The sequence below is a fragment of the Thermus sp. FJN-A genome (genome assembly GCF_054655095.1).
Window position 1 is genome coordinate 22,575 of record NZ_BAAHSC010000215.1, and the last position, 26,566, is coordinate 49,140.

Sequence of the window (26,566 nt, forward strand, 5' to 3'; positions counted from 1 at the left end):
GGGTTTCGGCGGTACATTTGTCCCGTGGACCCCGGGGCTTTGCTCTCCCTCCTCAAGCGGCGTACCGGTTTCACCGAGACCCATGCCCTGCTCCTTAAGAGGCTGGGGGAGGTCATGGTGCCCATCGCCCCCGAGGTGGCCTTGGCCTTTTACGACTACCTGGGGCGGGATCCGGAGCTGGCGGAGATCCTCCATGCGGTGCCGGGGAGGGTGGAGCGGCTTTACGGGACCTTCGCCCGGTGGTACGGGGAGCTCTTCGCCGGCACCTACGACCGCGCCTACGCGGAGAGGCGCCGGCGCATCGGCCTGGTGCACGCCAGGCTCGGCATCGGCCCCCGGGCCATGATCCCCGCCATGGGCATCGTCCAGGAGCTTTCCCTGGAGCACCTGCGCACCGCCTTGCGGGGCTCGGAGGTCTTCAGCGCGGTGGAGGCCTTTGAGAAGATCGTGGCCCTAGAGATCGGCCTCATTGAGGAGAGCTACCTCGAGGCCCTCTCCCTGGGCCTCTCCTTGGGCCACCAGGACCTGGGGCGGGCGCTTGCCGAGGGGGCGGCGGCCCTCCTTTCCCAGACCTAGGGCTCCTTGGCCAGGTCGTTGAAGCGCACGTGCTGGGCGTGGAACTGGAGCTCCACGGTGCCCGTGGGCCCGTTCCTCTGCTTGCCCACGATGATCTCCGCGATCCCGGCCTTTTCCGAGTGGGGGTTATAGTACTCGTCCCGGTAGATGAACATGACCAGGTCAGCGTCCTGCTCGATGGAGCCCGACTCCCTTAAGTCCGAGAGCATGGGGCGCTTGTTGGGCCGGGCCTCCACCGCCCGGGAAAGCTGGCTCAAGGCCACCACCGGGACCTCCAGCTCTCGGGCCAGGGCCTTGAGCCCTCGGGAGATGGCGGCGATCTCCTGCTGCCGGTTTTCCCCCTGTCTGCCCCCCCCGGGCCCGGACATGAGCTGCAGGTAGTCTATGATAATGAGCCCCACGCGGTTTTGGTTTTTGAGCCTGCGGGCCCGAGCCCTGAGCTCTAAAAGGGTCAGGTCGGGGGTGTCGTCGATGAAGATGGGGGCCTCGGAGAGGCGTCCCGCCACGTCCACCAGCCGGGAAAAGTCCCGGTCCGTGAGCTGGCCCAGGCGCACCCGGTTCATGTCGATGCGGGCCTCGGAGCACATCAGGCGCAGGGTGAGCTGGGCCGCGGGCATCTCCAGGGAGTAGATGCCCACCCCCACCCCCTCCTTCAGGGCCGCGTGCTGGGCGATGGTGAGGGCGAAGGCGGTCTTGCCCATGGCGGGGCGGGCGGCGATGATGTTCAAGGAGCCCGGGGACAAGGTGCCGATGAGCTGGTCCAGCTCCCTAAACCCCGTGCGCACCCCGGCCACCTCTCCCTTTTTCTGGAAGAGGGCCTCGATGTGCTCGAAGGTCTCCTGGACCAGATCCCGCATGGCCCGGGCCTCGGCCTCCGTTTGGGTGAGGGCCACCTCCAGGATCTTCTTGCCCGCCGTGTCCAGGATCTCGTCCAGGCTCCCCGCCTCCTCGTAGGCGAGGCGCATGGCCTCCCCGGCGGCCTGGATGAGCCTGCGCAGGGTCCACTTCTCCGCCACGATGCGGGCGTAGTGCTCCGCGTAGGCGGCGGTGGGGGTGGCTTCGGAAAGCTGGACCAGGTAGCTCACCCCCCCCACCACCTCCAGCTCCCCCCGGCGGGAAAGCTCCTCGGCGAGGGTCACCAGGTCCACGGGGCGCCCCCCAGCCCTCAGGGCCTGCATGGCGGTGTAGATCTTGCGGTGGGCCTCGGCGTAGAAGGCCTCGGGGGTGGGAAGAAGGCCTTCCAAGTCGTCCAGGACGTCGGAGTCCAGGAGAACGGACCCCAGCACGCTCTGTTCCGCCTCGAGGCTGTGGGGGGGAATACGGCCTTCCGGATACCCAAGGGAACCCATAAGCCCTACCAGGCTACGCCCAACCCCCCTCCCGGCGCCAGGGGACTTTCCTCGAGGGAAGCTTTGTCTTCTTGGGGAGTTCTCAGGGGGCTCTGGTAGGGTAGGGCTGTGCGCTGGCTCCTCCTTTTCCTGCTGGTGGGCTGCCGGGCGCAACCCCTGGCCGAGCCTTACGCCCACCTGGAAGGGGGCCCCCTGGAGGCGGTGCGCCAGGTGGCCTTGGGGGGCGAGGGGTACGCGAGGCTCCTCGCGGGCTGGCTCCTGGTGGACAAGGAGGAAATCCCCTTGGCGGAGCGGGCGGAGTACGCCTGGCGCTACGCCCTCTTCCTGGAGGGGGTGAGGGCCTTTGAGCCGGGCTGGGGGGCGGAGACGGCCTGGCGGGTGGCGGCCCCCCTTCTGGAGGCGGCCGGGGACCCCAGGGCCTTCTCCTCCTGGGCTAGGCTCCTCCCCGGGGAGGAGGCCGTCCAAGCCCTCCTCCGCCTGGGCCAGGGGGAAAGGCTTTGGGAGGCCCTCTTCCGGGGCCGGGCTTACGAGGCCCTCCTAAAGGCCCTTCCCGAGGGGGAAAGGCCCGACCTCCGCGCCCAGGCCCTTTTCCGCCTGGGGCGGCACGGGGAGGCCCTTCCCCACTACCGGGCCTGGGCCGAGGGGGACCCCAGGGGGTTTCTGGGCCTGGGCTACGCCCTTTGGCGGCTGGGGCGGCGGGAGGAGGCCCTGCAAGCCTTTGCCCGCTACGACCACCCGGAAAGCCGCCTCGCCCAAGGCCGCCTCCTGGAGGCCATGGGGAGGCTGGAGGAAGCCCTTTCCCGCTACCTGGAGAGCACCCCGGAGGGGCTCTGGCGGGCCACGGGGCTTCTGGAGCGCCTAGGGCGGAAGCGGGAGGCCCTGGGGCTTTACCTGAGGCTGGCCCGCACGGATAGCCCCCAGGCGGACGACGCCGCCCTGAGGGCCTACGGGCTGGCGGGGGAGCTGGGTTTGGCGGAGGCGCGGGAGGAGGCCTACCGCCTCCTCCAGGGAGGGCTTGGCCTCCTCGTGGGGAAAACCCCGCCCCCTCCGGCCCCGGCCCCCCCGGCCTCCCTACCCCCCGAGGCCTCCCTGGTGGAGGCCCTGGTGGGGGCGGGCAAGGAGGCCTGGGCCCGGGGGGAGGTGCGTTACGCCCTCTGGACCCGTCCCCAGGACTGGCCCGCCCTGGTGCCTTTCCTCTACCGCCTGGGGGCCTATAGGGAGGGGATCCGGGCCGCCTGGCCCAGCGCCCTCGCCTACCCGAGGGCCTACCGGGCGTGGGTGGAGGCTTACGCCAGGGGAGAGGGCCTGGACCCCGACCTGCTCTTCGCCCTCCTCCACGTGGAAAGCCGCTTTGACCCCCTGGCGGTGAGCCCCACCGGGGCCTTGGGCCTGGCCCAGTTCCTCAGGAGCACCTGGGCGGACGTGGCCCGGATGCTGGGGGAGCCCCCCGCCGACCCCTTTGACCCCGAGGCCAGCATCCGCTACGCCGCCCGCTACCTCGCCTGGCTTACGGAGCGGTGCGCCGCCTTTTCCGGGATGGAGCAACTGGCCTGTGCCCTCACCGCCTACAACGGGGGCATCGGCTATACCCTGCGGGGGGTGGAGCGGAAGGGGGGGCTTTACCCCTTCCTCCGCTTCCAGGAGCGGGACGAGCCGCGGGAATACCTGAGCAAGGTGCTTTCCGCCTACGCCGCCTACAAGGCTATCCCTTAGCCGGCCTCGAGCCCTTCTCCGTCCAGGCGATGAGGGGTTTGAGGGCGAAGGGGGCGAAGAGGGTGGTGAAGACCACCATGAAGAGGACGATGGCGTACTCCTCCTCGTTCACCGCCCCCGCGGCCAGGCCCAGGGCGGCCACGATGAGCCCCACCTCCCCCCGGGGGGCCATGCCCGTGCCCACGGTGAGGGCGCTCCGCACCCCCTGGGTGAGGGCGCCCAGGAAGCCGCCCAGCACCTTGCCCAGGATGGCGATGACCGTCACCACGCTACCCGCGAGGAGCACCGCAGGGCTCGCCAGGGCCGCAAGCTCCAGCCTGACCCCCACCATGGCGAAGAAAATGGGGGCGAGGAAGCTCTCAATGGCGAAGACGGGCTCCTCGAGGCGGTACTTCTCCCGCACCTCGGAGAGGAGCATCCCCCCCAAGAAGGCCCCCACGATGGGGGCGAGGCCGATGCTGGCCGCCAGGGCGGCCATGCCCACTCCCAGGGCCAGGGCGAAGCCCAGGGGGCTTCCCACCGGGAGCCTTTCCAAGGGCAGGCGGGCCACCAGGGTGGAGAGGAGGACGGCCGCGGCCACGAAGGCCACGGAGAGGAGGACGAGCTGGAGGATGGCCCCCGTCTCCACCTGGCCCGTCTTGGCCACGCCGTTGACCACCGCCAGGACGATGAGGCCCAGCACGTCGTCGATGACCGCGGCCCCCAGGATGATGCGGGCGTAGGGCCGGGAGAGGACGCCTAGCTCCTGCAATACCCGGGCGGTGATGCCCACGCTGGTGGCCACGAGGGCGGTGCCCAAGAAGAGGGCGGGCAGGGTGGCGAAGCCGATCTGAAGCCCGTAGAAGTACCCCCCGAGGAAGGGGAAGGCCACCCCTAGGACCGCCACCAAGAAGGCCTCCTTGCCCACGGCCAGGATGTCCCTAAGCCGGGTTTCCAGGCCCACCATGAAGAGGAGGAAGATGGCTCCGAGCTCCGCCAAGAACTCCAGGATCTCCCCCTCGTGCACCAGGCCCAGGAGGGCGGGCCCCATCAGGATCCCGGCCAGGACCTCCCCGATGACCACGGGCTGGTTGAGGCGCTTGAAGAGGTAGGCCATCACCTGGGCGGCCAGGAGGAGGTAGAAGACCTCGAGGATGTGCCCGGCCCCGTGCATCAACCCCTCCTTAGGATGAGTTTTAGGAAATCGCTCCGGGTGAGGATGCCCACCACGCGGTTGCCCTGGTCCACCACGGGCAGGTGGCGGACCTCGGAGGTGAGGAGGGCTTCCAGGGCCTTGCCCACGGGGTCCTCCGGGTGCAGGCGGGGGATATCCGTGCGCATGACGGCCTTGACCGGGGTCTTTTGGTAACGGCGATAGATGCTTTCCAGGAAATCCCCGTCCACCCACTCTCCGAAGAGCTGCAGAGCCTCCACGTCCGAGAAGGGCACGTTCTCCGGGTGGGGTAGGAGTTCCTCCACCTGGAGAAGCCCGAGGAGGCAACCCTCCTTGTCCACCACGGGAAGGCTACCGTAGCGCTTTTCCAATATGCGCTGGGCGGCTTCCTCCAAGGTGGCCTCGGGCCCAATGGTGTCGGGGTTCTTGGTCATCAGATCGGCTACCTTCATGGGCCAAAGTCTACCAGCGCCGCCATCTTGGGGCCAAGCGGGGGGCCAGGAGAACCCCGAAGAGGAAACCCCCCAGGTGGGCCCACCAGGCCACGCCGGGTAGCCCCAGGAGCCCCTGCAGGAGCTGGAGCAAGGCCCAGTAGCCCAGGTAAACGGCGGCGGGGAAGGTGAGGAAGAGGGGGAAGACGAGAAAGACCACGGAGACCACGTAGGCCCGGGGGAAGAAGGCGTAGTAGGCTCCTAAGACCGCGGAGACCGCCCCGCTTGCCCCGATCATGGGCGTAAAGGAGGAGGGCATGAAAAACCCTTGGGCCAGGGCCGCGGCCACCCCTCCCAGAAGGTAGAAGAGGAGGAAGCGCCCGTGGCCCATGCGGTCCTCCACGTTGTCCCCGAAGACCCATAGGAACCACATATTAGAAAGCAAATGAAAAAGACCCCCGTGGAGGAACATGCTGGTGAGGAGGCGGTGCGCCTGGCCCACGGGGTCCTGGAAGAAGAGGGCAGGGACGAAGCCGTAGGCCTGGACCACCTCCTCGGGGCCGGCGGCGAACTCCAAGAAGAAGGCCAAGGCATTGGCCAGGACCAGGCCCTTGACCACGTAGGCGGGCCGCCTGGCCCGGTTCAGGTCGTAAAGGGGGAACACCTAGCGCCCTCCGGGTTCCTGGCGGTAGGGCAGGGGAACGTACTGCACGCTGGGTTTCCCGCCCTGGGCTTGCGGGTAGAGGTCCATGAGCTCGTAGACCTCGAGGGGCATGTCGGTGCTCACGGGCAGGCCCATCTCCCGGGCCTGGGCCACGTCGATGGGGTAGTCGTGGGTCCAGGTGCCCTGGGAGAGGAGGGTGGCCACCTCCTCCGCCTTCTCCTCGGGCATGCGCTTCTTGAGGAGGTTCTTGACCGTGGCCTTCACCTGCCTGAGGGCCTTTTCCGCCACGTCGGCGAGGATGAGGGTCTGGTCGTCGATCTCCGAAAGGGGCTTCCTCTCCAGGACCTTGAGGATGCTCGCCGCCGGGTACTGGCCGAGCTGGGGGTCCACGGGGCCAAGGACGGCGTTTTCGTCCATGACGATCTCGTCCGCGGCCAAGGCGATGAGGGTGCCCCCCGACATGGCGTAGTGGGGCACGAAGACCGTGACCTTGGCCGGGTGGCGGAGGAGGGCCTCGGCGATCTGCTCCGCCGCCAGCACCAGCCCGCCGGGGGTGTGGAGGATGAGGTCTATGGGCACGCTCTTGTCCGTGAGGCGGATGGCCCGGAGCACCTGCTCGGAGTCGTCGATGTTGATGTAGCGGCTGATGGGGATCCCCAGGAAGCTTACCGCCTCTTGCCGGTGGATGAGGGTGATGACCCGGCTCTTCCGTTTCCTTTCCAGCTCCGCCATCTTTCGGGCCCGGGCCCCCAGGAGCATCTGTTGCTGGAGGTAAGGGGTCAGGGCCGAGAGGATGAAGAAGAGCCAGAAGAGTTGGAAAAAGATCTCCATACTACCACCTCCTCCAGGGTCATTCTATAGTGCTCCTCCCGGTCCGCCTCGCCCTCTTCCCTGGGTGCTTCTCCGGGAAGAGGGTCTGGGCGATCTCGGGGGCGTAGCGGATGAGGAGCGCTCCCAAAGGGATGGAGACCAGAACCAAGAGGACGGCTACCTGGGCCACCAGGGGGTACCCCTGGTCCAGGGCCAAGGCCCCAAGGACCAGGTTGAACTCCCCCCGGGGCACCAGGTAAAGGGCGCTGTAGAGCCGCCGCTTCCGGCTGAGGCCGGCCCTCGCTCCGCCCAGGTGGTTCAGGGGAAGCTTCAAGAGGAGGCCAAAAAGGACAAGCCCTACCGCCAAGGGAGAGAGCCCCTGAAGCAGGCCCAAGGCCTTTGCGCCAACTACGAGGAAGAAGAGGGCCATTCCCAGGTCCCGCACCGGGGCGAGGAGGCGCTCAAACCGCTCCCTCAGGCCGAGCCCTCCTGCAATGACCCCGGCGAGGAAGGCCCCCACGGCCGCGGAGGCCTCCAAGCTCTGGAAGAGGAGGGCAGAGCCCATGGCGAAGGCGGCCCCAAGGAGGAGGATGATCTCGTCGGAGAAACCCTCCATGAAGCGGGCGAGCCCCGGGCCTAGGAAGCGGGCGAAGAGGAGGTAGGCGAGGGCCAGGGCCACCCCCCCGAGGAAGCCCGTGGGTCCCTGGCCCCCCAGGAGGGCCAGGAGGAGGGCCACCAGGAAGTCCTGTAGCACCGAGACCCCCAGCACCACCTCGCTTTCCGGGTTGGCCGCCCGGCGCAGGTCGATGATGAGCTTGGCGATGACGGTGGTGGAGCTCCCGTAGATGACCCCCGCAAGCAGGAGGGCCCCCCTCCAGTCCAGCCCGGCGAGGAGGCCCAGGAGAAAGCCCAAGGGCAAGGCCAGGGCGTCGTAGAAACCCGCCCTTAGGGCTTTCCCCGAGAGGCCCCGGAGCCGGTCGGGACCGAACTCCAACCCCACGGAAAAGAGGAGGAGGAGGAGGCCCAAGGAGGGGAGGGGTTCCAGCGCCTCCACGGGGAGCCACCCTCCCACCAGAAGCCCCGCGAGGAGGTAAACGGGTAGTGGCGGGAAGCCCAGGCGGTGCACCAGGGCCGCTCCCAGGGCTAGAACCCCTGCGGCCAGGGCCAAAGCCTCCATCGAGGGGTGTATCACAGGCTCCTCTCCAAGGCTTCCACCGCCTCCCGCGTTCCCGCCACCACCAGGGTGTCCCCCACCTCCAGGACCACGTCCGGGCCGGGATGGGGGATGAGGGGGGCCCCGGGCCGGTCCACCGCGAGGAGGTGGGCTCCCGGGGGCAGGGCCAGGTCCCCGACCCTCTTCCCTACAAGCCTGGAGCCGGGGAGGACCTTGACCCACTCGATCACCTTGGCCCCCAGCTTGCTCCGCGTGTCCCCCACCGCCTCAGGGTGGAAGAGGACCCCGGCCAGGATGGCCCCAAGCTCCCGGGCCTCCTCGTCGGTGAGGTCCAGGGCTGCGGTGGGCTCGTCCTCTTCCCCGGCCTCAAAGTACTGGAGTTCCCGCTTTCCCGAGCTGTGGACCACGATCACGATGCGGTCCCCGCTCCCCATCGTGATGGTGAACTTCCGCCCCACGCCCGGCAGCACCACCTCCTCTACCTTCATCTCTGCCTCCTGGGAGAAAACTGCACGGCCAGGGTGCGGCCCGCCACCAGGGCCAGGATGCCCAGGGTCCAGAAGAAGAGGTCCAGCCCCGAGAGTTTCTCCGCGAAGAGGAGGAGGAGAAGCTCCCGTAGGGCCAGGGCCACCCCGATCTCCAGCAGGACCTCGAGCCGCACCCGTTCCAGCTCAAAGTACTCCACGAACACCCGCACCAGCTCCAGGACGATCACCAGACTGAGGACGTTGGTGACGAGCTCCTTGAGGCCCAGGCGCACCGTGGGCTCGGTGAGGGTGAGGCCGAGCTCCAAGAAGGTCCGCCCCGCCCCCACGAAGAGCCCCACGAGCAGGGCCACCACCACCAGGTTGAAGACCAGGCGGGTGGCCCTCCGGTATAGGGACAGGAGAAGGTCCTGGGTCATGCTAAAGGAGGAGGTTGAAGACCCGCTCGGCCCGCTCGTGGTGCTCGGTCTGGGGGTTTTTAAGGGCGGGGTCTAGCTCCTTGAGCACCCGGGCGTAGGCCACCACCAAGGCCCCAGCCAGCTCGGGCAGGAGGTTCTGTACGTCTTCCGTGACCTCCAGATCCAGAGGGGGCAGGGCGGCTAGGGCTTCCAGCACGGGTTTAAGCTCCAGGGCCACGTCCATCTTGCGGAACTCTTGCAGGGTTTCCTGCAGGCCCTTGGGGATGGGCAGGTCCGGCTCCATGATGAGGTCCCGGCCGTTGTACTTGGCATGGCGCTCGGCCACCACCAGGAGGTCGTAGAGCTTGCCCCGGAGGAAGTCCGAAAGGCGTTTGAGGTCGTCTTTGTCCACGTCCAGCCCCGCCGCCAGGCGGAAGAGCCTTTCAAACTCGGCGATTTTCATGAGCATAGCCGCTCACCTCCCCTTAGGGCCAAAGGGGTGCGGGGGGCACCTAGCCCTCTTGCACGGGGATTTTGACCGGGGGCTCCTGGGGGCGCGCCTCCCGCAGGATCTTGACCTCCAACACCCCTTTGACCAGGCGGGCCTCTATCCCTTCCTTCTTGGCGTCCTTGGGCAGGAGGTAGGCCCTGTAGACCCTGCCGTAGACGATTTCCGCCAGGTGCTTGGTCCGCTTCTCCTCCCGCTTTTCCCCTTCGATGACGAGCTGGTCCCCCTCCAGGCGCACCTCCAGGTTTTCCGGCCCCAGGCCGGGCACCTCCACCCGGAGGAGGTAGTGGTCCTCGCGCTCCTGGAGTTCGGAAAGGGGCTCCAAAACCTCGCCCGTGTCCTTGAAGGCCTTCTCCAGAGCCTCCTCAAAGGCCTTGCGCACCCGGTTTTTGCCAAAAGGCCAGAGTTTCTCCAGCATATTTCGCCTCCTTCCAAGGTTCAGCCCTTCGGGCTTGGGGCTGTCTCGGACCCCGGGTAGCCCCAGGGGGGCTACCCGGGGGCGCTTAGCGTACGTTCCCCGTCTCCAGCTTCCTGGCCCTCAGGTCCAGGAGGCTGTATTCGCCCTCGGAGAGGTCCCCCGGGACCACCACCCAGCTCGCCCCCAGCATCTCGTGCTTCTGGCCCTTGCCGGCCACGAGGGCCAGGAGGGGGTTGTGGGTCTTGATGAGGTGGGCCACCTCGTGGGAGCCCTGCTCGTTCAGGCCCTTGTGGTAGGGCATGGTGTGGAAGAGGAAGATCTTGGGGTAGTCCTTGAGGTCCCAAAGGGCCTTCAGGTGGTACTCCGCCACCCAGGCGGGGTAGCGGAGGGCTTCGTGCTCCTCGGGCTCGCCGTCATCGGTGATCTCCCCGCCCATGCCCGCCACCAGGTAAGGGCCCCTCCAGAAGGTGAAGGTCTCGTGGACGTTCCGCATGGCGGGGTGGACCAGCTCCACGTTGGCCGCTTCCCTTAGGTACTCCCAGATGGGGGCATCCTGGGGCCCGGGGATGTAGGCGGTGGGCAGATGCGCCTCGGCGAGGATGCGGAAGAAGGCGGCATAGTCCCGGCTTTTCGCCGTCTTGGGCATGAGGTTGCCGATGAGGGCCATGGCGTCCGCCCCGGTGTCGGGGGCCACCTTGACCAGCTTCTCCAGGGCCTCGAGGTCCCCCATGGGGTTGGAAGTGGCCAGGATGTACCGCACCGTGCGCCGCATACCTCACCTCCTCATCCTTCCACCTGCACCTGGATCCGCTTGGGCTTGGTCTCCTCCGCCCGCGGGATCAGGAGGTGCAAGACCCCGTGGCGGAAGCGGGCCTGCACCCGGGAAAGGTCAAAGGTGCTGGGCACGTTGAAGCTCCGGGCGAAGGCGCCGTAGGAACCTTCCAGGCGGTGGTAGACCACCCCCTCCTTCTTCTCCAAGGGGCGCTCCGCCTTCAGGGAGAGCACTCCCTCCTCGGCCACCACCTCCACCTTCGCGGGCTCCACCCCGGGCAGGTAGACCAGGATGTGGAGCCCCTCCCCGTCCTCCATCACGTCCACCGGGGGCGCATACACCCTGGGCCCCTGCTGCGGGGTGGCGAAGGCCCGCGAAAGCCTTTCCTGCAACTCCTCCAGCTCCTTGAAGGGGTCAAACCGGATCACGCTGCCTCACCTCCTTTACCACCTCAAGAGCGCGGCCATCCCCCCGCGCTCTAGAAGCCTTCTTTCCGCCTCCCCCCGGACGAACTCCAGCTTGGTGGCGTAGCCCTCGGCGAGCTCGGGGAGAACGATGGCCAAAGGCTTGCTCTCCGGCCTCTCGCAGGCGGCCAGGGCCTGGGCCTCTTCGGCAAAGTAGAACTCCTGGCAGGCGTAGACCCCCTGGTCCAGGTGCCACGGGAGGACCCAGAGTTCCACCCGGCCCTCCTGGACCCGGGAGAGCACCTCGGGGCCGAAGGCCGCCTTGGGGTAGGCCTCCTCCAGCTCTTTGAGGAGCTTCACCTCCTCCTGCCGCTCCACCTCCTCCAGGACCGGCTCCAGGCGCTTCAGCACCTCGCCGGGTGTAACCCCGGGGTGGGGGAGGGAGGGCAGGAGGGCCACCACCCTTTCCTTCAGGCGCATGGGCAGGTAGCCCTGGAAGAGCTTGGTGTGCTCCTCGGGGCCCATGAGGATAACCCGGGTGAACCCCCTGGTCTCCCAAAGCCTTTCCAACTCGTGGGCCAGGGTCTTGTAGAACCGCTCCTCCCAGGCGGCCAGGCGCTTGGCGAAGAGGTCCTGGCCTGCCCCGCCCCGGGAGATCCCGGCCAGGTTGAAGCGGCGGCCGGGGGCGTCCAGGCTGAGGCGGCGCCAGGCCTCGGTGTCCAGGGCCAGGAAGGCGTCCTGCACCTCCTGGGCTTCTCCCATAAAGATCTCAAAGACCCGCCAGCGCTCCTGGTCCACGTAGACCACCCCGTAGCGCTCGTACTCGTCCAGGGCGTAGACCAAGGGGAGGAGGAAGGGTTCCCCGTAATGGGCCAAGACCCCGTCGGTGAGGAGGCGGCTTTCCCTCTCGTCCAGGAAGGCGGTCTTCACCGCGCTCACCAGGGGGAGCTCCACCTGCAGGGGGTAAAGCTCCAGGTGCTTGGCGTCGGCGAAGAGGGCCAGGGTTTTGGCCTGGACGACCTCGTGCTTCAAAAGCTCCAGGACCCTTTCCGCCAGGGCCTCGGGCACCTCGAGGGCCTTCATGGCGTCCTTGGCCCGGAGGGCGTAGGCCCGGTTGGCGTTTTCCGGCTTGGCGGGGTTTACGTCCAGGTAAAGGGAAAGCGTGGGGACGGAAAGGTGGGCCAGACTTTCCTTGATGCGCCGGACCTCTTCCTTGCCGATCATAGGTTACCTCCCGTAAGGGCCACCACCTTGCGCACCGCCTCTTGGTTGAGCCTTTCCTCCTGGCCAATACGGGTGAAGAGGGCCTCGAGCTCGGGGTCGGGGAAAGTGCTCTCCAGGTAGTAGGCCCGGTCAAACCCCTCCTCGGAGAGGAGCCGGACCAGGGCCTCCCAACCCTCCTCCTCCGCCTTGGGGGAGGAGGGGAGGGGGGCCTTGAGGCGGCGGAGGGCCTCGGCGATGGCCTCCGCGTGGGCCCGCTCCCTTTGGGCCACCTCCTGGAGGAGGGCCTTCAGGTGCGGGTAGGGCACCTTTTCTGCCGCCCGCTCGGCCCGTAGGGCGTCCAGAAGCTCGTCCTGGTAGGCCTTCTTGAGCACCTCCACCACGTCCATACCTCCTCCTCTCTAGGCCTCTATGCGCTGGGCGGCGCGGAAGATGAGGCCTGTGGGCCCCGCGTCCACCACCACCCCCTCGCCCTCCTTGACCTCCCCGGAGAGGATCTTCTGGGCGAGGGGGGTTTCCAGCTCCCGCTGGATGACCCGCTTTAGGGGCCTCGCCCCAAAGACCGGGTCATAGCCCCGCTCCGCCAGGAAGTCCTTGGCGGCCTCCGTGAGCTCCAGGGCGATGCGCTTCTCGGCGAGGCGGGCCCGGAGGTAGGAGAGCTGGATCTCCACGATCTGGCGGATCTGCTCCTTGGTGAGGGGCCGGAAGACCACGATCTCGTCCAGGCGGTTCAGGAACTCGGGGCGGAAGTGTTGCTGCAAGACCCTGAAAACCTCGTCCCGGATCCGCTCGTAGGGCCAGCCCTTCTGGATACCCTCCAGGATCAGGGGGCTTCCCAGGTTGGAGGTGAGGATGACCACCGTGTTGCGGAAGTCCACGGTGCGGCCGTGGGAGTCGGTGAGGCGGCCATCGTCCAGGATCTGCAGGAGGATGTTGAAGACGTCGGGGTGGGCCTTCTCGATCTCGTCAAAGAGGATGACGGTGTACGGGCGCCGCCGCACCGCCTCGGTGAGCTGCCCCCCCTCCTCGTAGCCCACGTAGCCCGGCGGGGCCCCGATGAGGCGGCTTACGGCGTGCTTCTCCATGTACTCCGTCATGTCGATGCGCACCATGGCCTCTTCGGTGTCGAAGAGGGTGGCCGCGAGGGTCTTGGCGAGCTCCGTCTTCCCCACCCCCGTGGGCCCCAGGAAGAGGAAGCTCCCGATGGGGCGGTTGGGGTCCTTAAGCCCCGCCCTCGCCCGGCGTATGGCGTCGGCCACGGCCCTTATGGCCTCGTCCTGCCCCACCACCCGCTTGTGGAGCTCCTCCTCAAGCCTTAAGAGCTTCTCCCTTTCCCCTTCCAAAAGCTTCGCCACGGGGATCCCGGTCCAGCGGGAGACGATCTCGGCGATGTCCTCCTCCGTGACCTCCAGGCGCACGAAGCGGGCGCCCTTGAGCTTCTCGGAGAGGGCCTCCACCTCGGCCTCCAGCCTGGGAAGCTCCCCATAGCGGAGCTCGGCGGCCCGGTTCAGGTCGTACTGGCGCTCGGCCAGCTCAATCTGCCGCCGCACCTCGTCCAGGCGGTGCTGGGCCTCGCGGAGCTTCCTCAGGACCTCCCTTTCCCCCTCCCACTCCGCCCGGAGCTTGGCGATCTCCTCCGTGAGCTTGGCGATCTCCGCCTCAATGGCCTTGAGGCGCTCCTGGGAGTCGGGGTCCTTCTCCTTCCTCAGGGCCTCCCGTTCGATCTCCAGCTGGAGCTTCTTGCGCTCCAGGGCGTCGATCTCCTCGGGGGCGCTTTCCAGGGCCATGCGCAGGCGGGCCGCCGCCTCGTCAATCAGGTCGATGGCCTTGTCGGGGAGGCGCCTTTCCGTGATGTAGCGGTGGGAGAGGACGGCCGCCGCCACGATGGCGGGGTCGGAGATGCGCACCCCGTGGTGGACCTCGTACTTCTCCTTGAGGCCCCGGAGGATGGAGATGGTCTCCTCCACCGTGGGCTCGTCCACATAGACGGGCTGGAAGCGCCTTTCCAGGGCGGGGTCTTTCTCGATCTCCCGGTACTCGTCCAGGGTGGTGGCCCCGATGAGCCTGAGCTCCCCCCGGGCCAGGGCGGGCTTCAGCATGTTGCCCGCGTCCACGGCGCCTTCCGCCTTGCCCGCCCCCACCACGGTGTGGAGCTCATCTATAAAGAGGATGACCTCCCCTTGGCTTGCCACCACCTCCTGGATCACCGCCTTCAGGCGCTCCTCAAACTCGCCCCGGTACTTGGCCCCGGCGAGGAGCGACCCCATCTGCAAGGAGATGAGGCGCTTGCCCTTGAGGCCTTCGGGCACGTCCCCCTTGACGATGCGCTGGGCCAGGCCCTCCACGATGGCGGTCTTGCCCACCCCGGGCTCCCCGATGAGCACGGGGTTGTTCTTGGTGCGCCGGAGGAGGATCTGGATGACCCGCCTGATCTCCTCGTCCCGGCCGATCACGGGGTCCAGCTTGCCCTCGGCGGCGAGCCGCGTGAGGTCGATGCCGTACTGCTCCAAGGCGTTGTAGGTGCTTTCCGCGTGTTCCGTCTGCACGCTCTTACCTCCTCTCAGTTCCTTTAGGGCGGTCTTCAGGGCCTCCAGGCTCGGAAGCCCCGGGGTAGCCTCGGCCAGGGCCAAAACCAGCGTGTCCACCGCCACAAAGCGATCCTTCAGCTCCTCCATCAGGGCCTCGGCCCGGTTCAAGGCCCCGGAGAGGCGGCCCGTGAGGTACTGCCCCCCCTCGGCCCCCTCCACCTGGGGCAGGCGGGAAAGCTCCCGTTCCTGGAGCTCCTTTAGCCCCTTGGGGTCGGCCCCCGCCTTCTCCAAGAGCCGCCAGGCGAGGCCCCCCTCGTCCCGGAGGAGCACGGCCCACAGGTGGGGCAGGTCCATGGCCTGGTGTTTTAGCTTCCGGGCCAGGACCTGGGCCTGGGCTAGGGCTTCACGGGCGGCTTGGGTCCACCGGTCCAGGTTCATACCCCTTCCTCCAGCTAGTTAAAGCATATCACTTGATAGCGTTATTGTCAAGACACTTGAGATAAACAGCTACATTGAGGGGGGAAGAACGCGCTAGGCGGGGAGGAGAAGGCGCTTCAGCTCCAGTTTAGCGGGGAAGGCTGGGGAGGAATGTCCCGGATCAGCGGCGCTCCAGGATCTCCACCACCAGGGCGGCCCCGATCAGATTGGCCCCGAGGTCGCGCCGGATGCGCTCGGCCTGGGCCATGCGCAAGAGGTCCCGTTCCCGGAAGTACCAGGTTCCGCCCACCTCCAAAGGTTCCACGAAGCCGATCTCCACGTAGCCCCGCACGGCGGCCAAGGAGAGGCCGTAGTCCGCCACGGCCTCGAGGGAAAGCCATTCGCTACGCGCGAGCATGGTGAGCCTCCGCCAGCTTCCTCCAGAGGGCTTCTTCCTCGGGGGTCAGGCGCTCCGGGATGGTGAGGCGGACTTCCAGGTAGAGGTCCCCCCGGCCCGAAGGCCCCGGGAAGCCCTTGCCCTTTAGCCTCAGCTTCCTCCCCGCCTGGGTCCTGGGGGGGATGGTGACCTCCACCGGGCCCTCGAGGGTCTGGGCCCGCACCTTCCCCCCCACCACGGCGATGGGGGCGGGAACGTCCAGGGTGGCGTAAAGGTCCTGGCCCTCCAAGCGGAAGACGGGGTGGGGGAGGAGCCTTACCGTGAGGAGCAGGTCCCCGGGAGGTTCCCCGGGACCCCCCATGCCCGCAAGGCGCAGGACGCTTCCCTCCCTTGTCCCCGGGGGGATCCTCACGGATACCCGCCTCCCCCCCACCTCCAGGACCTTTTCGCCCCCGTGGAAGGCCTCCTCCAGGGTCAGAAAGAGCTCGGCCTGGAGGTCGCGGCCCCGGCGGGGGCGGGCCCTGTGGCCCCGCCTCCCGAAGAGCCCTTCCCCGAAGAGTTCCTGGAAGAAGTCGGAGAAGTCTTCCACGTCAAAGCCGGAGAAGTCGTAGCCCCCAGGAGGCGGTGGAGGCGGGGCCTCGGTGGTGCCGTAGGTGTCGTAGATCCGGCGCTTCTCAGGGTCGGAGAGGACGGCGTAGGCCTCGTTGATCTCCTTGAACCGCTCCTCGGCCCCGGGGCTTTTGTTGACGTCAGGATGGTACTGGCGGGCCAGGCGCTTGTAGGCCCTTTTGATCTCCTCCTGCGTGGCGTTCCTGGGCACCCCCAGGATGGCGTAGTAGTCCTTCATGGCCTATTCTAAGCCCGCTTCCTCCGGGCTCTTCTCCCCTCCCACCGCCACCCGGGCCGGGCGCACCAGGGCCTCTCCCAGACGGAAGCCCCGCTGGAAGACCTTGGCCACCTTGCCGGGTTCCCCAGGGAGGAGGCCGATGGCCTCGTGGTACCGGGGGTCGAAGGCCTGGCCCTCCCCGGGTACTTCCTCCACCCCGAGGCCCGCCAGGATGCGGAAGAAGCCGTCCCGCACCGCCCTCACCCCCTGGAGGATGCTTTCGGGGTTGGCCTCGGCAAACTCCAGGGCCCGGTCCAGGTCGTCCAGGACGGGAAGGAGGGCCCTAAGCGCCCGCAGGACGCCCTCCCGTTCCCGCGCCTTGAGTTCCTCCTCCGTGCGCTTGCGGTAGTTGTCAAAGTCGGCAAGGAGGCGCAGGTACCGGTCCTTGAAGGCGCTTAGCTCCTCCTCGGCGGCCTTCAAGCGCTCCTCCAGGGCCAGGGCCTCCTGGGCCACCGCCTGGAGGTCCTGCTCCAGCTCGGTTCGAATGTCTTCCCGCTCTTCTGCCATGGTGCCTCTCGGGGGTCTTCTCACTCGGCGGGCTTGTAGTCGGCGTCAATCACGTCGTCCGGTCCCTTGCCCGAGGCGGTGGCCGTGGCTCCCCGCTCGTAGGCCTCCACCGCCTTGAGGAGCTCCTCCGTGGCCGCCTTCAGCTCGGGGTCGGAGGCGTCCTTCTCCACCAGCTCCTTGGCCCGCGCTACCGCAGCCTCGAGGCGGGCCCTGGCCTCGGGGGTCCCCTGCTTCTCCTGCAGGACCCGCTCCGCCTGGATGCGGGCGGTGTCCAGGGTGTTCTTGAGCTCCGCGTGCTCCTTGCGGCGGCGGTCCTCCTCCGCGTGGCGCTTGGCCTCCTCGATCATCCGCTGGATCTCCTCCTCGGAAAGGGTGGTGGTGTTCTGGATGGTGATGGAGGCCTCCCTTCCCGTGGACTTCTCCCTGGCGGTCACGTGGAGGATGCCGTTGGCGTCAATGTCGAAGCAGACCTCGATCTGGGGGACGCCCGCGGGCATGGGGGGGATGCCCTCGAGGCGGAAGCGGCCTAGGCTCTTGTTGTCTTGGGCCATGGGACGCTCCCCCTGGAGCACGTGGATCTCCACCGCGGTCTGGTTGTGCTCGGCGGTGGTGAAGATCTCGCACTTGCGGGTGGGGATGGTGGTGTTCCGGGGGATGAGGACGGTCATGACCCCGCCCTTGGTCTCCACCCCCAGGGAGAGGGGGGTCACGTCCAGGAGGACCACGTCCCGCACCTCGCCCATCAGGACCCCGGCCTGGATGGCGGCCCCCATGGCCACCACCTCGTCGGGGTTCACGGAGCGGTTGGGCTCCTTGCCCAAAAGCTCCTTCACCACCCGCTGCACCGCGGGCACCCGGGTGGCCCCGCCCACGAGGATCACCTCGTCAATCTGATGGGGGCTGAGCCCCGCGTCCTTAAGGGCCTGCTCCACCGGGCCCCGCAGGCGCTTCAGGAGGGGCTCGATGAGCTCCTCCAGCTTGGCCCGGGTGAGCTTCTTCTCCAGGTGGAGGGGCGTCTTGCTGGCGGGGTCCAGGGCGATGAAGGGGAGGCTGATGGTGGTCTCCAGGGTGCTGGAGAGCTCAATCTTGGCCTTCTCCGCCGCCTCAATGAGGCGTTGGAGGGCCTGCCGGTCCGCCTTCAGGTCCACCCCGTACTCCCGCTTGAACTCCTCGGCCAGCCAGTTCACGATGGCGTGGTCCATGTCGGACCCGCCCAGGTGGGTGTCCCCGGAGGTGGCCTTCACCTCGAAGACCCCCTCCCCGATCTCCAGCACCGTCACGTCGAAGGTCCCGCCGCCCAGGTCAAAGACGAGGACGGTCTCGTTCCCCTTCTTGTCCAGCCCGTAGGCGAGGGCGGCGGCGGTGGGCTCGTTGATGATGCGCAAGACCTCCAGCCCCGCGATCCTCCCGGCGTTGGCCGTGGCCTCCCGCTGGGCGTTGTTGAAGTAGGCGGGCACGGTGATCACCGCCTTGGTGATCTTCTCCCCGAGCTTCTTGGAGGCGTCCTCCACCAGCTTGCGGAGGACCATGGCGCTGATCTCCTCCGGGGTGTAGAGCTTCCCCTTGACCTCCACCCTCACCCCTCCGTCGGGCCCGGGGACCACCTTGTAGGGCACCCGCTTGGCCTCTTCCTGGACCTCCTCAAAGCGGCGGCCGATGAAGCGCTTGATCTCAAAGATGGTGCCCTCGGGGTTTAAGACCGCCTGGCGCTTGGCCATGCGGCCCACCAGGGTCTCCCCGTCGCGGAAGGCCACCACGCTGGGGGTGGTGCGCTCCCCCTCGGCGTTCTCCAACACCACGGGCTTGCCGCCCTCCAGGACAGCGATCACGCTGTTGGTGGTACCCAGGTCAATGCCTACTGCCTTCGCCATGGCCTCACCTCTCGCCCCAAGCATAAACCAGGCGATATGGGCACGTCAAGAGAATTGAGCCTGGTTATGTCATGGTGCCCTGGGCTACCCGGAACCCCGGCCCGGCGTGTACCCTAAGGAGAGACATGCCCCGGCTTCCGTTGAACTTCCTGGTATTTGTCCTGGGCTTGCTCCTTCTGGCCTGGGCCTTCAGCCTCGCGGGCACCACGGGGAGCCCCGGCGGGGTCGTCAACTACACCACCTTCCTCGAGGACCTCCAGGCGGGCAGGGTCAAGGAGGTGGTGGTGCGGTCCGGGGAGACCCGCATCCAGGGAACCCTGGAGGATGGATCCAGCTTCACCACCTACGCGGCGGGCCCCCTGGCCAACGAGACCCTGGAGGCCTGGACCAAGCGGGGGGTGAGCGTGCGGGTGGAACCCCCCCCGGGCCAAAGCCCCCTGGGCTTCCTCTGGCCCCTTCTCTTGGTAGGCCTCCTCATCGGGGCCCTCTTCTACTTCTCCCGCAGCGGGCGTGCCGGCCCCTCGGACTCCGCCTTCAGCTTCACCAAGAGCCGGGCCAAGGTGCTCACCGAAGCCCCCAAGGTGACCTTCAAGGACGTGGCCGGGGCCGAGGAGGCCAAGGAGGAGCTTAAGGAGATCGTGGAGTTCCTGAAAAACCCCAGCCGCTTCCACGAGATGGGGGCCAGGATCCCCAAGGGGGTTCTCCTGGTGGGCCCGCCCGGGGTGGGCAAGACCCACATCGCCCGGGCGGTGGCCGGGGAGGCCAAGGTGCCCTTCATCACCGCAAGCGGCTCCGACTTCGTGGAGATGTTCGTGGGGGTGGGGGCGGCCCGGGTGCGGGACCTCTTTGAGACCGCCAAGCGCCACGCCCCCTGCATCGTCTTCATAGACGAGATTGACGCCGTGGGCCGCCGCCGGGGCGGGGGCGTGGGGGGCGGCAACGACGAGCGGGAACAGACCCTGAACCAGCTCCTGGTGGAGATGGACGGGTTCGAGAAGGACTCCACCATCATCGTCATGGCCGCCACCAACCGCCCCGACGTCCTGGACCCGGCCCTCTTGCGCCCGGGGCGTTTTGACCGCCAGGTGGCCATAGACGCCCCGGATGTGCGGGGCCGGGAGCAGATCCTGCGCATCCACGCCCGGGGCAAGCCCCTGGCGGAGGACGTGGACCTGGCCCTCCTGGCCAAGCGCACCCCCGGCTTCGTGGGGGCGGACCTGGAGAACCTCCTGAACGAGGCCGCCCTCCTGGCGGCCCGGGAGGGGCGGAAGAAGATCACCATGAAGGACCTGGAGGAGGCGGCCGACCGGGTGATGATGGGCCCGGCCAAGAAGAGCCTGGTCCTCACCCCCCGCGACCGCAGGATCACCGCCTACCACGAGGCGGGGCACGCCTTGGCCGCCCACTTCCTGGAGCACGCCGACGGGGTGCACAAGGTGACCATCGTGCCCCGGGGGCGGGCCTTGGGCTTCATGATGCCCAGGCGGGAGGACATGCTCCACTGGAGCCGGAACCGTCTCCTGGACCAGATCGCCGTGGCCCTGGCGGGGCGGGCGGCGGAGGAGCTGGTCTTTGAGGACGTGACCACGGGGGCGGAAAACGACTTCCGCCAGGCCACGGAGCTGGCCCGGCGCATGATCACCGAGTGGGGCATGCACCCCGAGTTTGGCCCCGTGGCCTACGCCCTGAGGGAGGACACCTACCTGGGGGGCTACGACGTGCGCCAGTACTCGGAGGAGACGGCCCGGCGCATTGACGAGGCGGTGCGCCGCCTCATTGAGGAGCAGTACGGGCGGGTGAAGGCCCTGCTCCTGGAGAGGCGGGAGGCCCTGGAACGGGTGGCCGAGACCCTCCTGGAGCGGGAAACCCTCACCGCGGAGGAGTTCCAGAGGGTGGTGGAGGGCCTGCCCCTGGAGGAGGAGAAGGTTCAGGAACGGGAGGAACGGGAGGCGCCCCGGGTGGTGCCCAAGATTAAGCCGGGAGGGGCCCTGGGCGGGGCCTAGGGCCCCAAAGGAATAACCTGGGGAGGGCCTCCTCCCCAGGGGAAGGGAATACCTTACTTCTTGACCTTTTCCTTGAGGGCCTTGCCGGGCTTGAAGGCCGGGTACTGGGTGGCCGGGATCTTGATCTTCTCCTTGGTGCCGGGCTTCACGCCGGTGCGGGCCTTGCGCTTGCGCACCTCGAAGGTGCCGAAGCCCGTGAGCTGCACCTTGTTGCCCCCGGAGAGGGCCTCCTCCACCTTGGAGAGAAAGGCATCCACCGCCGCCTTCACGTCCTTCTTCTTGAGGCCCGTGGCGCCCGCCACCTGGTCTACCAGATCCGCTTTCGTGACCGTTTTCTTTGCTGCCATTCTTCACCTCCCTCGTCTTTTCCCTTCCGCAGGGACTATATCACGCCTAAAGCCATGCCCGCAATACCCGGAGCCATTTCTAGCACTATATATAGCAATATGTGATAACGAAAGCATTGGCTCTAGCGGTACCGGGGGGGGAGAAGTTCCCGTACCCGAGCCTCTATATCCCGGGTAAGGGTTTCCAGCTCCTGGTGGGAGATCTTGGTGACCCTTGGAACGGGAATGGGCTCGCCGTAAATGACGCGGATGGGCCTACGCAGGCGGAAGAGTTTCCGCCCCACGGGCCAGGCCTGGTCCGTGCCCACCACGGCCACGGGCACCACGGGGCTACCGGTGCGCAGGGCGATGGCCGCCACCCCGGTTTTGAAGGGCTGGAGCCTGCCCGTGCGGCTCCTGGTGCCCTCGGGGAAGATGCCGAAGGCCATGCCCCGCTCCAGGGCGCGGATGGCGCTTTTGACGGCGGAGAGGTCGCTTTGCCCCCGCTCCACGGGAATGGCGTAGAGCCGGGGCAAAAGCCACGAGAGGAAGGGCAGGCGGAAGACGTCGGCCCGGGCCAGGAAGCTCACGGGCCGCCTGACCCCGGCCCCCACGGCGATGGGGTCCAGGATGGAGAGGTGGTTGCTGGCCAGGATGACCGGGCCTTCCGCGGGCACGCGTTCCGCCCCCTCCACCCGGTAGCCGAAGAGGAGGGTAAGGAGAAACCGGGCCAAGAACCAGCAGGCCCGGTAGACGGGGTTGGGCCGGTGCGCTTCCACGGCCTCCAGTTTACGGGTCCACCTGGGCCAGGGCCTTGCCCGCCTCGAGGTGGGCCAGGCGCAGGGGCTCGGGGAGGCGGAACCGGGTGGGAAGGGCCTTCACGAAGGCCAGGGCCTCCTCCAGGCCCACCCGGTGCCCGGGGGAGACGTAGAGGGGCCTGACCCCGGTGCGGCTCCGGTAGGCGTAGCCCAGGGGGAGGCCCTGGGGGGAAAGGAGGCGCACGGCGCTCCCCGCCGCCTCGGGGAGGGGGGCTTCCGGGCGGCCGAAGAGGAGGCTTTTGGCCACGCCCACGCTGGGAAGGTCCAGGTGGACCCCCAGGTGGCTGGCGATGCCCAGGCCCCTGGGGTGGGCGATCCCCTGGCCGTCCACCAGGAGGACCTCCGGGGCCTCGGGGAGCTTTCCTAAGGCTTCCAGGTAGGCGGGGGCCTCGCGGAAGGAGAGGAGGCCTGGGATGTAGGGGAAAAGCGCCTCCTCCGGCACCTTCCCCCGGCTTACAAAAAGGGGGCCCCGTTCCAGGTGGTAAAGGACGGCCACGGCCACAAGGGGCTTTCCCTTTTTGTGGGAGGCGTCCAAGGCGGCCAGGAGCTTAACTCCTTCCAGGCTTCCTTCCCGCACCACCTGGGTGGCCAGGGCCTTTTGCAGGGCGAAGGCCTCCTCCAGGCTTTGGGGTCTGGGAAAGGGGGGGATCCGCAAAGGCCTCCTCCTAAACTTTAAACTTCGGCCCACCTCCGTTTTGGGTCTGCGCTCTATGCCATCCAAAATCCGGCACCCGGGCCTTTTACCGGGGACCCATGCTGGCTTAGGCCGGCATGGGGTGGTATCAGGTGGCCTCCCGGAGGCGCTCCAGCACCTCGGGGTCGGAGGGGTCCACCCCGTAGAGGAGGGCCAGGTAGTAGGCGGTCCAGGCCAGGCGGTACCAGAGGGCCATGGCCTGCGCCAGACGGCTCCCCTCGGGGGCGGGCACCTCGGCGATGGCGTCCACCCGGGTTTCCAGGATCTCCTTGGCCAGCCGCACCCCTTCCCCTTCCCCCAGGAGGACGGCGGCCAGGGGGTCCCCCTGCTCGTGGCGGGCCTCGAGGGCCGTCAGGAAAAACTCCAGGGCGCTGAAGGGCGGGGTCAGGGAGAGGCTTTTGCCGATGCGGGCGAAGAGGCTCTGGGCGGCCCCCTCTAGGGGGCGGAAGAAGGGGGCGTAGAAGAGGGGAAGCCGCTCCAAGAGGGTATAGGCCAGGAACTTGGCGGGGTTCTCCTCCAGGGGGATCTCCGGGGAGAGGCGTCGCCTTTCCAAAAGCAGGGCCTCGTCCACCTCCTTCAAGGCCTCCTCCCGGCCTGTGGCCAAAAGGAGAAAGCGCAGGTAGCGGTAGGGGCTTAAGGGGCTTGGGGGAAGGTAAAGCCCCCCTTCCCGGAAGCCCACCCGGACCACCCGCACCCGCTCCGTTTCCGCCACCAGGGCCAAGGCCGCCGCCTCCCCCAGGTCGTACCCCCCTTCCAAGACGAAGAGGGTGCCCTCCTCCGTCCAGTCGGGGAGGCCCGAGAGCTCCGCGGCGAACCAGCCTTCCCCGTAGCCCAAGGCGGCGTGGGGCCCGGGGTAGGCCTCCGTGGGCACCGGCCCCGATCCCGGGAGGTCGCGGAGCTCCAGGGCCAGGCCCCGGCGGTCGGCCAGGTAGGTTTCCTCGCGGTCCAGGTCGCGCATACCCCTTATGCTAATCCCCGTGCGCCTCTACGTGCCCAAACCGGTGGCCCGCGTCTGGGGAGGGGCGGCCCTTGGCTTTGGCCCGGGCATCGGGGAGGTGTGGCTGGCGGAGGAACCCCTTTTGGTGAAGCTTCTGGACCCCAAGGCGTGGCTTTCCGTCCAAGTCCACCCGCCCCACGCCTACGCCCTAAGGGTGGAAGGGCAGCCCGGTAAGTACGAGGCCTGGTACGTCCTTTCCCCCGGGGAGATCGTCTACGGGTTTCGCCGCCCGGTGAGCCGGGAGGAGGTGCGGGAGCGGGCCCAGGCGGGTACCCTGGGCGAGGTTCTGCACCGGGTGCCGGTGGAGCGGGGCCAGGTGGTCTACCTGCCCGCGGGGGTGGTCCACGCCCTGGGGCCGGGGACGCGGGTCTACGAGGTCCAGACCCCTTCGGACCTCACCTACCGCCTCTACGACTACGGCCGTCCCCGGGAGCTCCACCTGGAGAAGGCCCTGGAGGTGGCCACCCTCGAGCCCACCCCCATCCCCCAGGCCTCCCCCAGGCCCACGCCGGGCGGGGAGGAGCTCCTTTCCACCCCCTACTTCCGCCTCTACCGCTACCCGCTTCGGGGCAGGCTGGCCTTGAGGCCCGAAACCCCCTTGGTCCTCACCCTCCTGGAGGGGGAGGCCCGCCTGGAGGGGCAGGTCCTAAAGCCCTTCGCCACCTTTCTCCTGGAAGCCGGGGAGGAAGGGGTCCTGGAAGGGGAGGGGCTTCTCCTGGGGGCGGCTAAGTGCCCCGCCGAGGCGGAAGCCCCAAAAGGCATGCCCGCAGAGGTGGGCTGAGGATCGGGTGTGGCGCAGTCAAGGGGGGGGCGCTTAGGGCCACCCCGTGCGGGCATGGGCCAGGGCGCCCTTGCCATCCGCTCCGGGATGGGGTAGCGTGGAAGCGCTTCTAGGTTGGGAGGAGGCATGCGGCGAATCCTGGCGCTATCGGTAGTTCTCGGCTTGGCCCTGGGGGTGCCCGTCACCTTCCGCTACACCCCACCCTCCGGGCTGGAGGTGCGGACGGTGAGCCTCAGGGGCTCGTTCAACGGCTGGGGCGAAACCCCCATGCGGCGGGAGAACGGCTCCTGGGCGGTCACCGTGGACCTCGAGCCCGGCGAGCACCAGTACAAGTTCTTCATCAACGGCCAGTGGCCCAAGGACATGTGCCACGACCCCACCTTCGGCACCCCGAAGGTGGACCCCACGGCCGCGGGTTGCGTGGACGACGGCTTCGGCGGCCAGAACGCCCTGATCCTGGTCCAGGCCCCGGCCCCCCCGGCCCCGGGCGGGCCGGTGGCCCTGGAGTTCGCCCACGACCCGGGGGAGGCCCGCTACCTCTCCCTGGCCGACGGCAGGCTCTCCGTTCGCTTCAGCGCGGGCGAGGGGGCGGTGGCCAAGGCCTGGGTGGAGGTGGGGGAGGAGAAGATCCCCATGCACCGCCAGCTCTCCTTCCCGGGGACCGAGGTGTGGCGCGCCGCGGTGGCCCCCGGGATAAGGGCGTACCGCATCGGGCTCCAGACCACCGACGGCCGGGAGGAGCGCTTCGGTCCCTTTACCCCCCCGGAGCACCCCTTTGCCGAGGTGCCCTGGGTGGGGGAAGGGGTGGGCTACCAGATCTTCCCCGAGCGCTTCTTTAACGGCGATCCGAGCAACGACGCCCTGGCCCTGGAGAGCGACGAGTACCGGTTCAACGGGGTCTGGCAGCGCTCAGGGGGGATGGGGCCCCACCTCTCGGCTTGGACCGATCCGCCGAGCGCGCACCACTGCTGCCACCAGTACTTCGGCGGCGACCTGGCGGGCGTGCTGGCCAAGCTTCCCCACCTCGAGGCCCTGGGGGTCAGCCTGATCTACTTCAACCCCCTCTTTGACTCGGGTTCGGCTCACGGCTACGACACCCACGACTACCTCAAGGTCTCGCCCAAGTTCGGCGACAAGGCGCTCCTGAAGAAGCTTTTGGAGGAGGCCCACCGCCGTGGGATGCGGGTCATCTACGATTTCGTGCCCAACCACACCGGCCTGGGCTTCTGGGCCTTCCAGGACGTGGTCAGGCGGGGCCCGGCCTCCCCTTACTGGAACTGGTACTTCGTCAAGCGCTGGCCCTTCACGCCGGGCGACGGCCAGGCCTACGAGGGCTGGTGGGGCCTGGGCAGCCTGCCCAAGCTCAACACCGCCAACCCCGGGGTGAGGCGTTACCTCATGGAGGTGGCCAAGTACTGGCTGCGCTTTGGCTTTGACGGCGTGCGCGTGGACGTGCCCGGAGACCTCTTGGACGCCCACGGGTTCATCAAGGAGTTGCGGGCCGAGCTCAAGCGGATCAAGCCGGAGGCCTACTTGGTGGGCGAGATCTGGCAGCGGGATGCCACCTGGCTTCAAGGGGACGAGTTTGACTCGCTGATGAACTACGCCATCGGCCGGGATATCCTGCTGCGTTTCGCCAAGGGGGGTAGCCTGGCCCTCTACAACGGGGGGCGGGCCTTGGCCGACCTTTCCCGGGTCTACGCCCTCTACCCGGAGGCCGTGGCCGGCATGGGCTTCAACCTCATCAGCTCCCACGACACCGCGCGGCTCCTCACCGAGGTGGGGGGTGGGGGCCTCCGGGATACCCCAAGCCCGGAGGCCCGCGCCCGGCAGCGGTTGGCCGCGGCCATGCTCTACGCCCTCCCCGGGGTCCCGGTGACCTTCCAAGGGGATGAGTGCGGCTTTACCGGGGAGAGGCCCGCAGAGCCCCCGCATGAGCTCAACCGTTACCCCATCCAGTGGGAACGCTGCCACGCGGATACCCTGGCCTTTTACCAGGAACTGGCCGGGCTGCGCCGGGAGCTTGCGGCCCTGAGGAGCGCGGTTTTCCGGGGGTATCTGGGCGAGGGGCACCTGCTGGCCTTCTTCCGCGGGGAACCGGGGGAGGGCGAGGTGCTGGCCGCGTTCAACAACGGCACCGAGGCCGGCTCGCTGCGGCTACCCCCTGGGGGCTGGCGGGATCCCCGCGAGGGGCGCACCTACCGGAACGAGGTGGGAATCCCCCCCCTTGGCTTCCGCTACCTGGTCCGGCAGGGCCTCCCTTGA

General features: G+C 68.2%; 28 protein-coding genes. 5 read left to right on the plus strand and 23 right to left on the minus strand.

Features of this window, described 5'->3' with window-relative positions; all coding sequences use genetic code 11:
* Positions 1-24 precede the first annotated feature (24 nt).
* Positions 25-576: a protoglobin domain-containing protein gene (locus ACYQ0J_RS12630; RefSeq protein ID WP_460172462.1), complete on the plus strand. Its 552-nt coding sequence runs from the start codon at positions 25-27 to the stop codon at positions 574-576.
* Here the strand turns inward: ACYQ0J_RS12630 and dnaB are convergent.
* Positions 573-1,925 (minus strand): replicative DNA helicase, encoded by a 1,353-nt coding sequence (dnaB, locus tag ACYQ0J_RS12635; protein WP_460172463.1) that lies wholly within the window; start codon positions 1,923-1,925, stop codon positions 573-575. The genes ACYQ0J_RS12630 and dnaB overlap by 4 nt on opposite strands.
* 108 nt (positions 1,926-2,033) lie before the next feature.
* Here dnaB and ACYQ0J_RS12640 point away from each other — a divergent pair, with 108 nt between their 5' ends.
* Positions 2,034-3,638 carry a lytic transglycosylase domain-containing protein gene (locus tag ACYQ0J_RS12640; RefSeq protein ID WP_460172464.1) on the plus strand — a complete coding sequence of 535 codons (1,605 nt, stop codon included), beginning with the start codon at positions 2,034-2,036 and terminating at the stop codon, positions 3,636-3,638.
* Here the strand turns inward: ACYQ0J_RS12640 and ACYQ0J_RS12645 are convergent.
* The 18 genes from ACYQ0J_RS12645 to dnaK form a co-directional block, all read right to left on the minus strand.
* Positions 3,628-4,791, minus strand: a complete 1,164-nt coding sequence (locus tag ACYQ0J_RS12645) for a cation:proton antiporter (RefSeq protein WP_460172465.1) — start codon at positions 4,789-4,791, stop codon at positions 3,628-3,630. The genes ACYQ0J_RS12640 and ACYQ0J_RS12645 overlap by 11 nt on opposite strands.
* Positions 4,791-5,243, minus strand: a complete 453-nt coding sequence (locus ACYQ0J_RS12650; RefSeq protein WP_460172466.1) for a CBS domain-containing protein — start codon at positions 5,241-5,243, stop codon at positions 4,791-4,793. The genes ACYQ0J_RS12645 and ACYQ0J_RS12650 overlap by 1 nt, the downstream gene beginning before the upstream one ends.
* Positions 5,244-5,253: 10 nt before the next feature.
* Positions 5,254-5,886, minus strand: a complete 633-nt coding sequence (locus ACYQ0J_RS12655) for a rhomboid family intramembrane serine protease (protein WP_460172467.1) — start codon at positions 5,884-5,886, stop codon at positions 5,254-5,256.
* Entirely contained in the window at positions 5,887-6,717 is an 831-nt protein-coding gene (locus ACYQ0J_RS12660; protein WP_460172468.1) for an SDH family Clp fold serine proteinase, read from the minus strand. It lies immediately after the preceding gene.
* Positions 6,718-6,736: 19 nt separating this feature from the next.
* On the minus strand, positions 6,737-7,885 hold the full coding sequence (locus tag ACYQ0J_RS12665; protein WP_460172547.1) for a cation:proton antiporter: 1,149 nt from the start codon (positions 7,883-7,885) through the stop codon (positions 6,737-6,739).
* Positions 7,885-8,358 (minus strand): cation:proton antiporter regulatory subunit, encoded by a 474-nt coding sequence (locus tag ACYQ0J_RS12670; protein WP_460172469.1) that lies wholly within the window; start codon positions 8,356-8,358, stop codon positions 7,885-7,887. The genes ACYQ0J_RS12665 and ACYQ0J_RS12670 overlap by 1 nt, the downstream gene beginning before the upstream one ends.
* Positions 8,355-8,774, minus strand: a complete 420-nt coding sequence (locus tag ACYQ0J_RS12675) for a phosphate-starvation-inducible PsiE family protein (RefSeq protein ID WP_460172470.1) — start codon at positions 8,772-8,774, stop codon at positions 8,355-8,357. Before ACYQ0J_RS12675 ends, ACYQ0J_RS12670 begins: the two co-directional genes overlap by 4 nt.
* A gap of 1 nt (position 8,775) precedes the next feature.
* Positions 8,776-9,222 (minus strand): DUF1931 family protein, encoded by a 447-nt coding sequence (locus tag ACYQ0J_RS12680; protein WP_460172471.1) that lies wholly within the window; start codon positions 9,220-9,222, stop codon positions 8,776-8,778.
* A gap of 43 nt (positions 9,223-9,265) precedes the next feature.
* The gene (locus tag ACYQ0J_RS12685; RefSeq protein ID WP_460172472.1) at positions 9,266-9,679 is read right to left on the minus strand and encodes an Hsp20/alpha crystallin family protein; all 414 of its coding nucleotides are present in this window, start codon (positions 9,677-9,679) and stop codon (positions 9,266-9,268) included.
* An 85-nt stretch (positions 9,680-9,764) separates the two neighbouring features.
* Positions 9,765-10,451 carry a heat-stable protein gene (locus tag ACYQ0J_RS12690; protein ID WP_460172473.1) on the minus strand — a complete coding sequence of 229 codons (687 nt, stop codon included), beginning with the start codon at positions 10,449-10,451 and terminating at the stop codon, positions 9,765-9,767.
* Positions 10,452-10,462: 11 nt separating this feature from the next.
* Positions 10,463-10,879 carry an Hsp20/alpha crystallin family protein gene (locus ACYQ0J_RS12695; protein WP_460172474.1) on the minus strand — a complete coding sequence of 139 codons (417 nt, stop codon included), beginning with the start codon at positions 10,877-10,879 and terminating at the stop codon, positions 10,463-10,465.
* 15 nt (positions 10,880-10,894) lie between these two features.
* Positions 10,895-12,079, minus strand: a complete 1,185-nt coding sequence (locus tag ACYQ0J_RS12700) for a VLRF1 family aeRF1-type release factor (RefSeq protein WP_460172475.1) — start codon at positions 12,077-12,079, stop codon at positions 10,895-10,897.
* Positions 12,076-12,465 carry a ferritin family protein gene (locus ACYQ0J_RS12705; protein ID WP_460172476.1) on the minus strand — a complete coding sequence of 130 codons (390 nt, stop codon included), beginning with the start codon at positions 12,463-12,465 and terminating at the stop codon, positions 12,076-12,078. The genes ACYQ0J_RS12700 and ACYQ0J_RS12705 overlap by 4 nt, the downstream gene beginning before the upstream one ends.
* Positions 12,466-12,477: 12 nt before the next feature.
* Positions 12,478-15,042, minus strand: a complete 2,565-nt coding sequence (gene clpB, locus ACYQ0J_RS12710) for an ATP-dependent chaperone ClpB (protein ID WP_460172477.1) — start codon at positions 15,040-15,042, stop codon at positions 12,478-12,480.
* Positions 15,043-15,202: 160 nt separating this feature from the next.
* On the minus strand, positions 15,203-15,439 hold the full coding sequence (locus ACYQ0J_RS12715) for a chaperone modulator CbpM (RefSeq protein WP_460172478.1): 237 nt from the start codon (positions 15,437-15,439) through the stop codon (positions 15,203-15,205).
* Entirely contained in the window at positions 15,426-16,265 is an 840-nt protein-coding gene (locus tag ACYQ0J_RS12720; protein ID WP_460172479.1) for a DnaJ C-terminal domain-containing protein, read from the minus strand. The genes ACYQ0J_RS12715 and ACYQ0J_RS12720 overlap by 14 nt, the downstream gene beginning before the upstream one ends.
* Before the next feature lie 3 nt (positions 16,266-16,268).
* Positions 16,269-16,811: a nucleotide exchange factor GrpE gene (gene gprE / locus ACYQ0J_RS12725; protein WP_460172480.1), complete on the minus strand. Its 543-nt coding sequence runs from the start codon at positions 16,809-16,811 to the stop codon at positions 16,269-16,271.
* 20 nt (positions 16,812-16,831) lie between these two features.
* A complete protein-coding gene (gene dnaK, locus ACYQ0J_RS12730; protein ID WP_460172481.1) occupies positions 16,832-18,682 on the minus strand; it encodes a molecular chaperone DnaK in 1,851 nt (616 codons plus the stop codon).
* Between the two features lie 125 nt (positions 18,683-18,807).
* On the opposite strand from dnaK, the gene ftsH reads away from it, so the two are divergent.
* Positions 18,808-20,685, plus strand: coding sequence for an ATP-dependent zinc metalloprotease FtsH (ftsH, locus tag ACYQ0J_RS12735; RefSeq protein ID WP_460172482.1), 1,878 nt, complete (start codon positions 18,808-18,810; stop codon positions 20,683-20,685).
* A gap of 53 nt (positions 20,686-20,738) precedes the next feature.
* Here ftsH and ACYQ0J_RS12740 read toward each other — a convergent pair whose 3' ends face one another.
* From ACYQ0J_RS12740 to ACYQ0J_RS12755, 4 genes are all read right to left on the minus strand, one after another.
* A complete protein-coding gene (locus ACYQ0J_RS12740; RefSeq protein ID WP_460172483.1) occupies positions 20,739-21,032 on the minus strand; it encodes an HU family DNA-binding protein in 294 nt (97 codons plus the stop codon).
* A 122-nt stretch (positions 21,033-21,154) separates the two neighbouring features.
* Entirely contained in the window at positions 21,155-21,790 is a 636-nt protein-coding gene (locus tag ACYQ0J_RS12745; RefSeq protein WP_460172484.1) for a lysophospholipid acyltransferase family protein, read from the minus strand.
* 10 nt (positions 21,791-21,800) lie between these two features.
* The gene (locus ACYQ0J_RS12750; RefSeq protein WP_460172485.1) at positions 21,801-22,484 is read right to left on the minus strand and encodes an endonuclease V; all 684 of its coding nucleotides are present in this window, start codon (positions 22,482-22,484) and stop codon (positions 21,801-21,803) included.
* A gap of 127 nt (positions 22,485-22,611) precedes the next feature.
* Complete coding sequence (locus tag ACYQ0J_RS12755) at positions 22,612-23,481, minus strand: SIS domain-containing protein (protein ID WP_460172486.1); 870 nt, start codon at positions 23,479-23,481, stop codon at positions 22,612-22,614.
* A gap of 19 nt (positions 23,482-23,500) precedes the next feature.
* Here ACYQ0J_RS12755 and ACYQ0J_RS12760 point away from each other — a divergent pair, with 19 nt between their 5' ends.
* Complete coding sequence (locus ACYQ0J_RS12760) at positions 23,501-24,301, plus strand: class I mannose-6-phosphate isomerase (protein WP_460172487.1); 801 nt, start codon at positions 23,501-23,503, stop codon at positions 24,299-24,301.
* Between the two features lie 126 nt (positions 24,302-24,427).
* The gene (locus tag ACYQ0J_RS12765; RefSeq protein ID WP_460172488.1) at positions 24,428-26,566 is read left to right on the plus strand and encodes an alpha-amylase family glycosyl hydrolase; all 2,139 of its coding nucleotides are present in this window, start codon (positions 24,428-24,430) and stop codon (positions 26,564-26,566) included.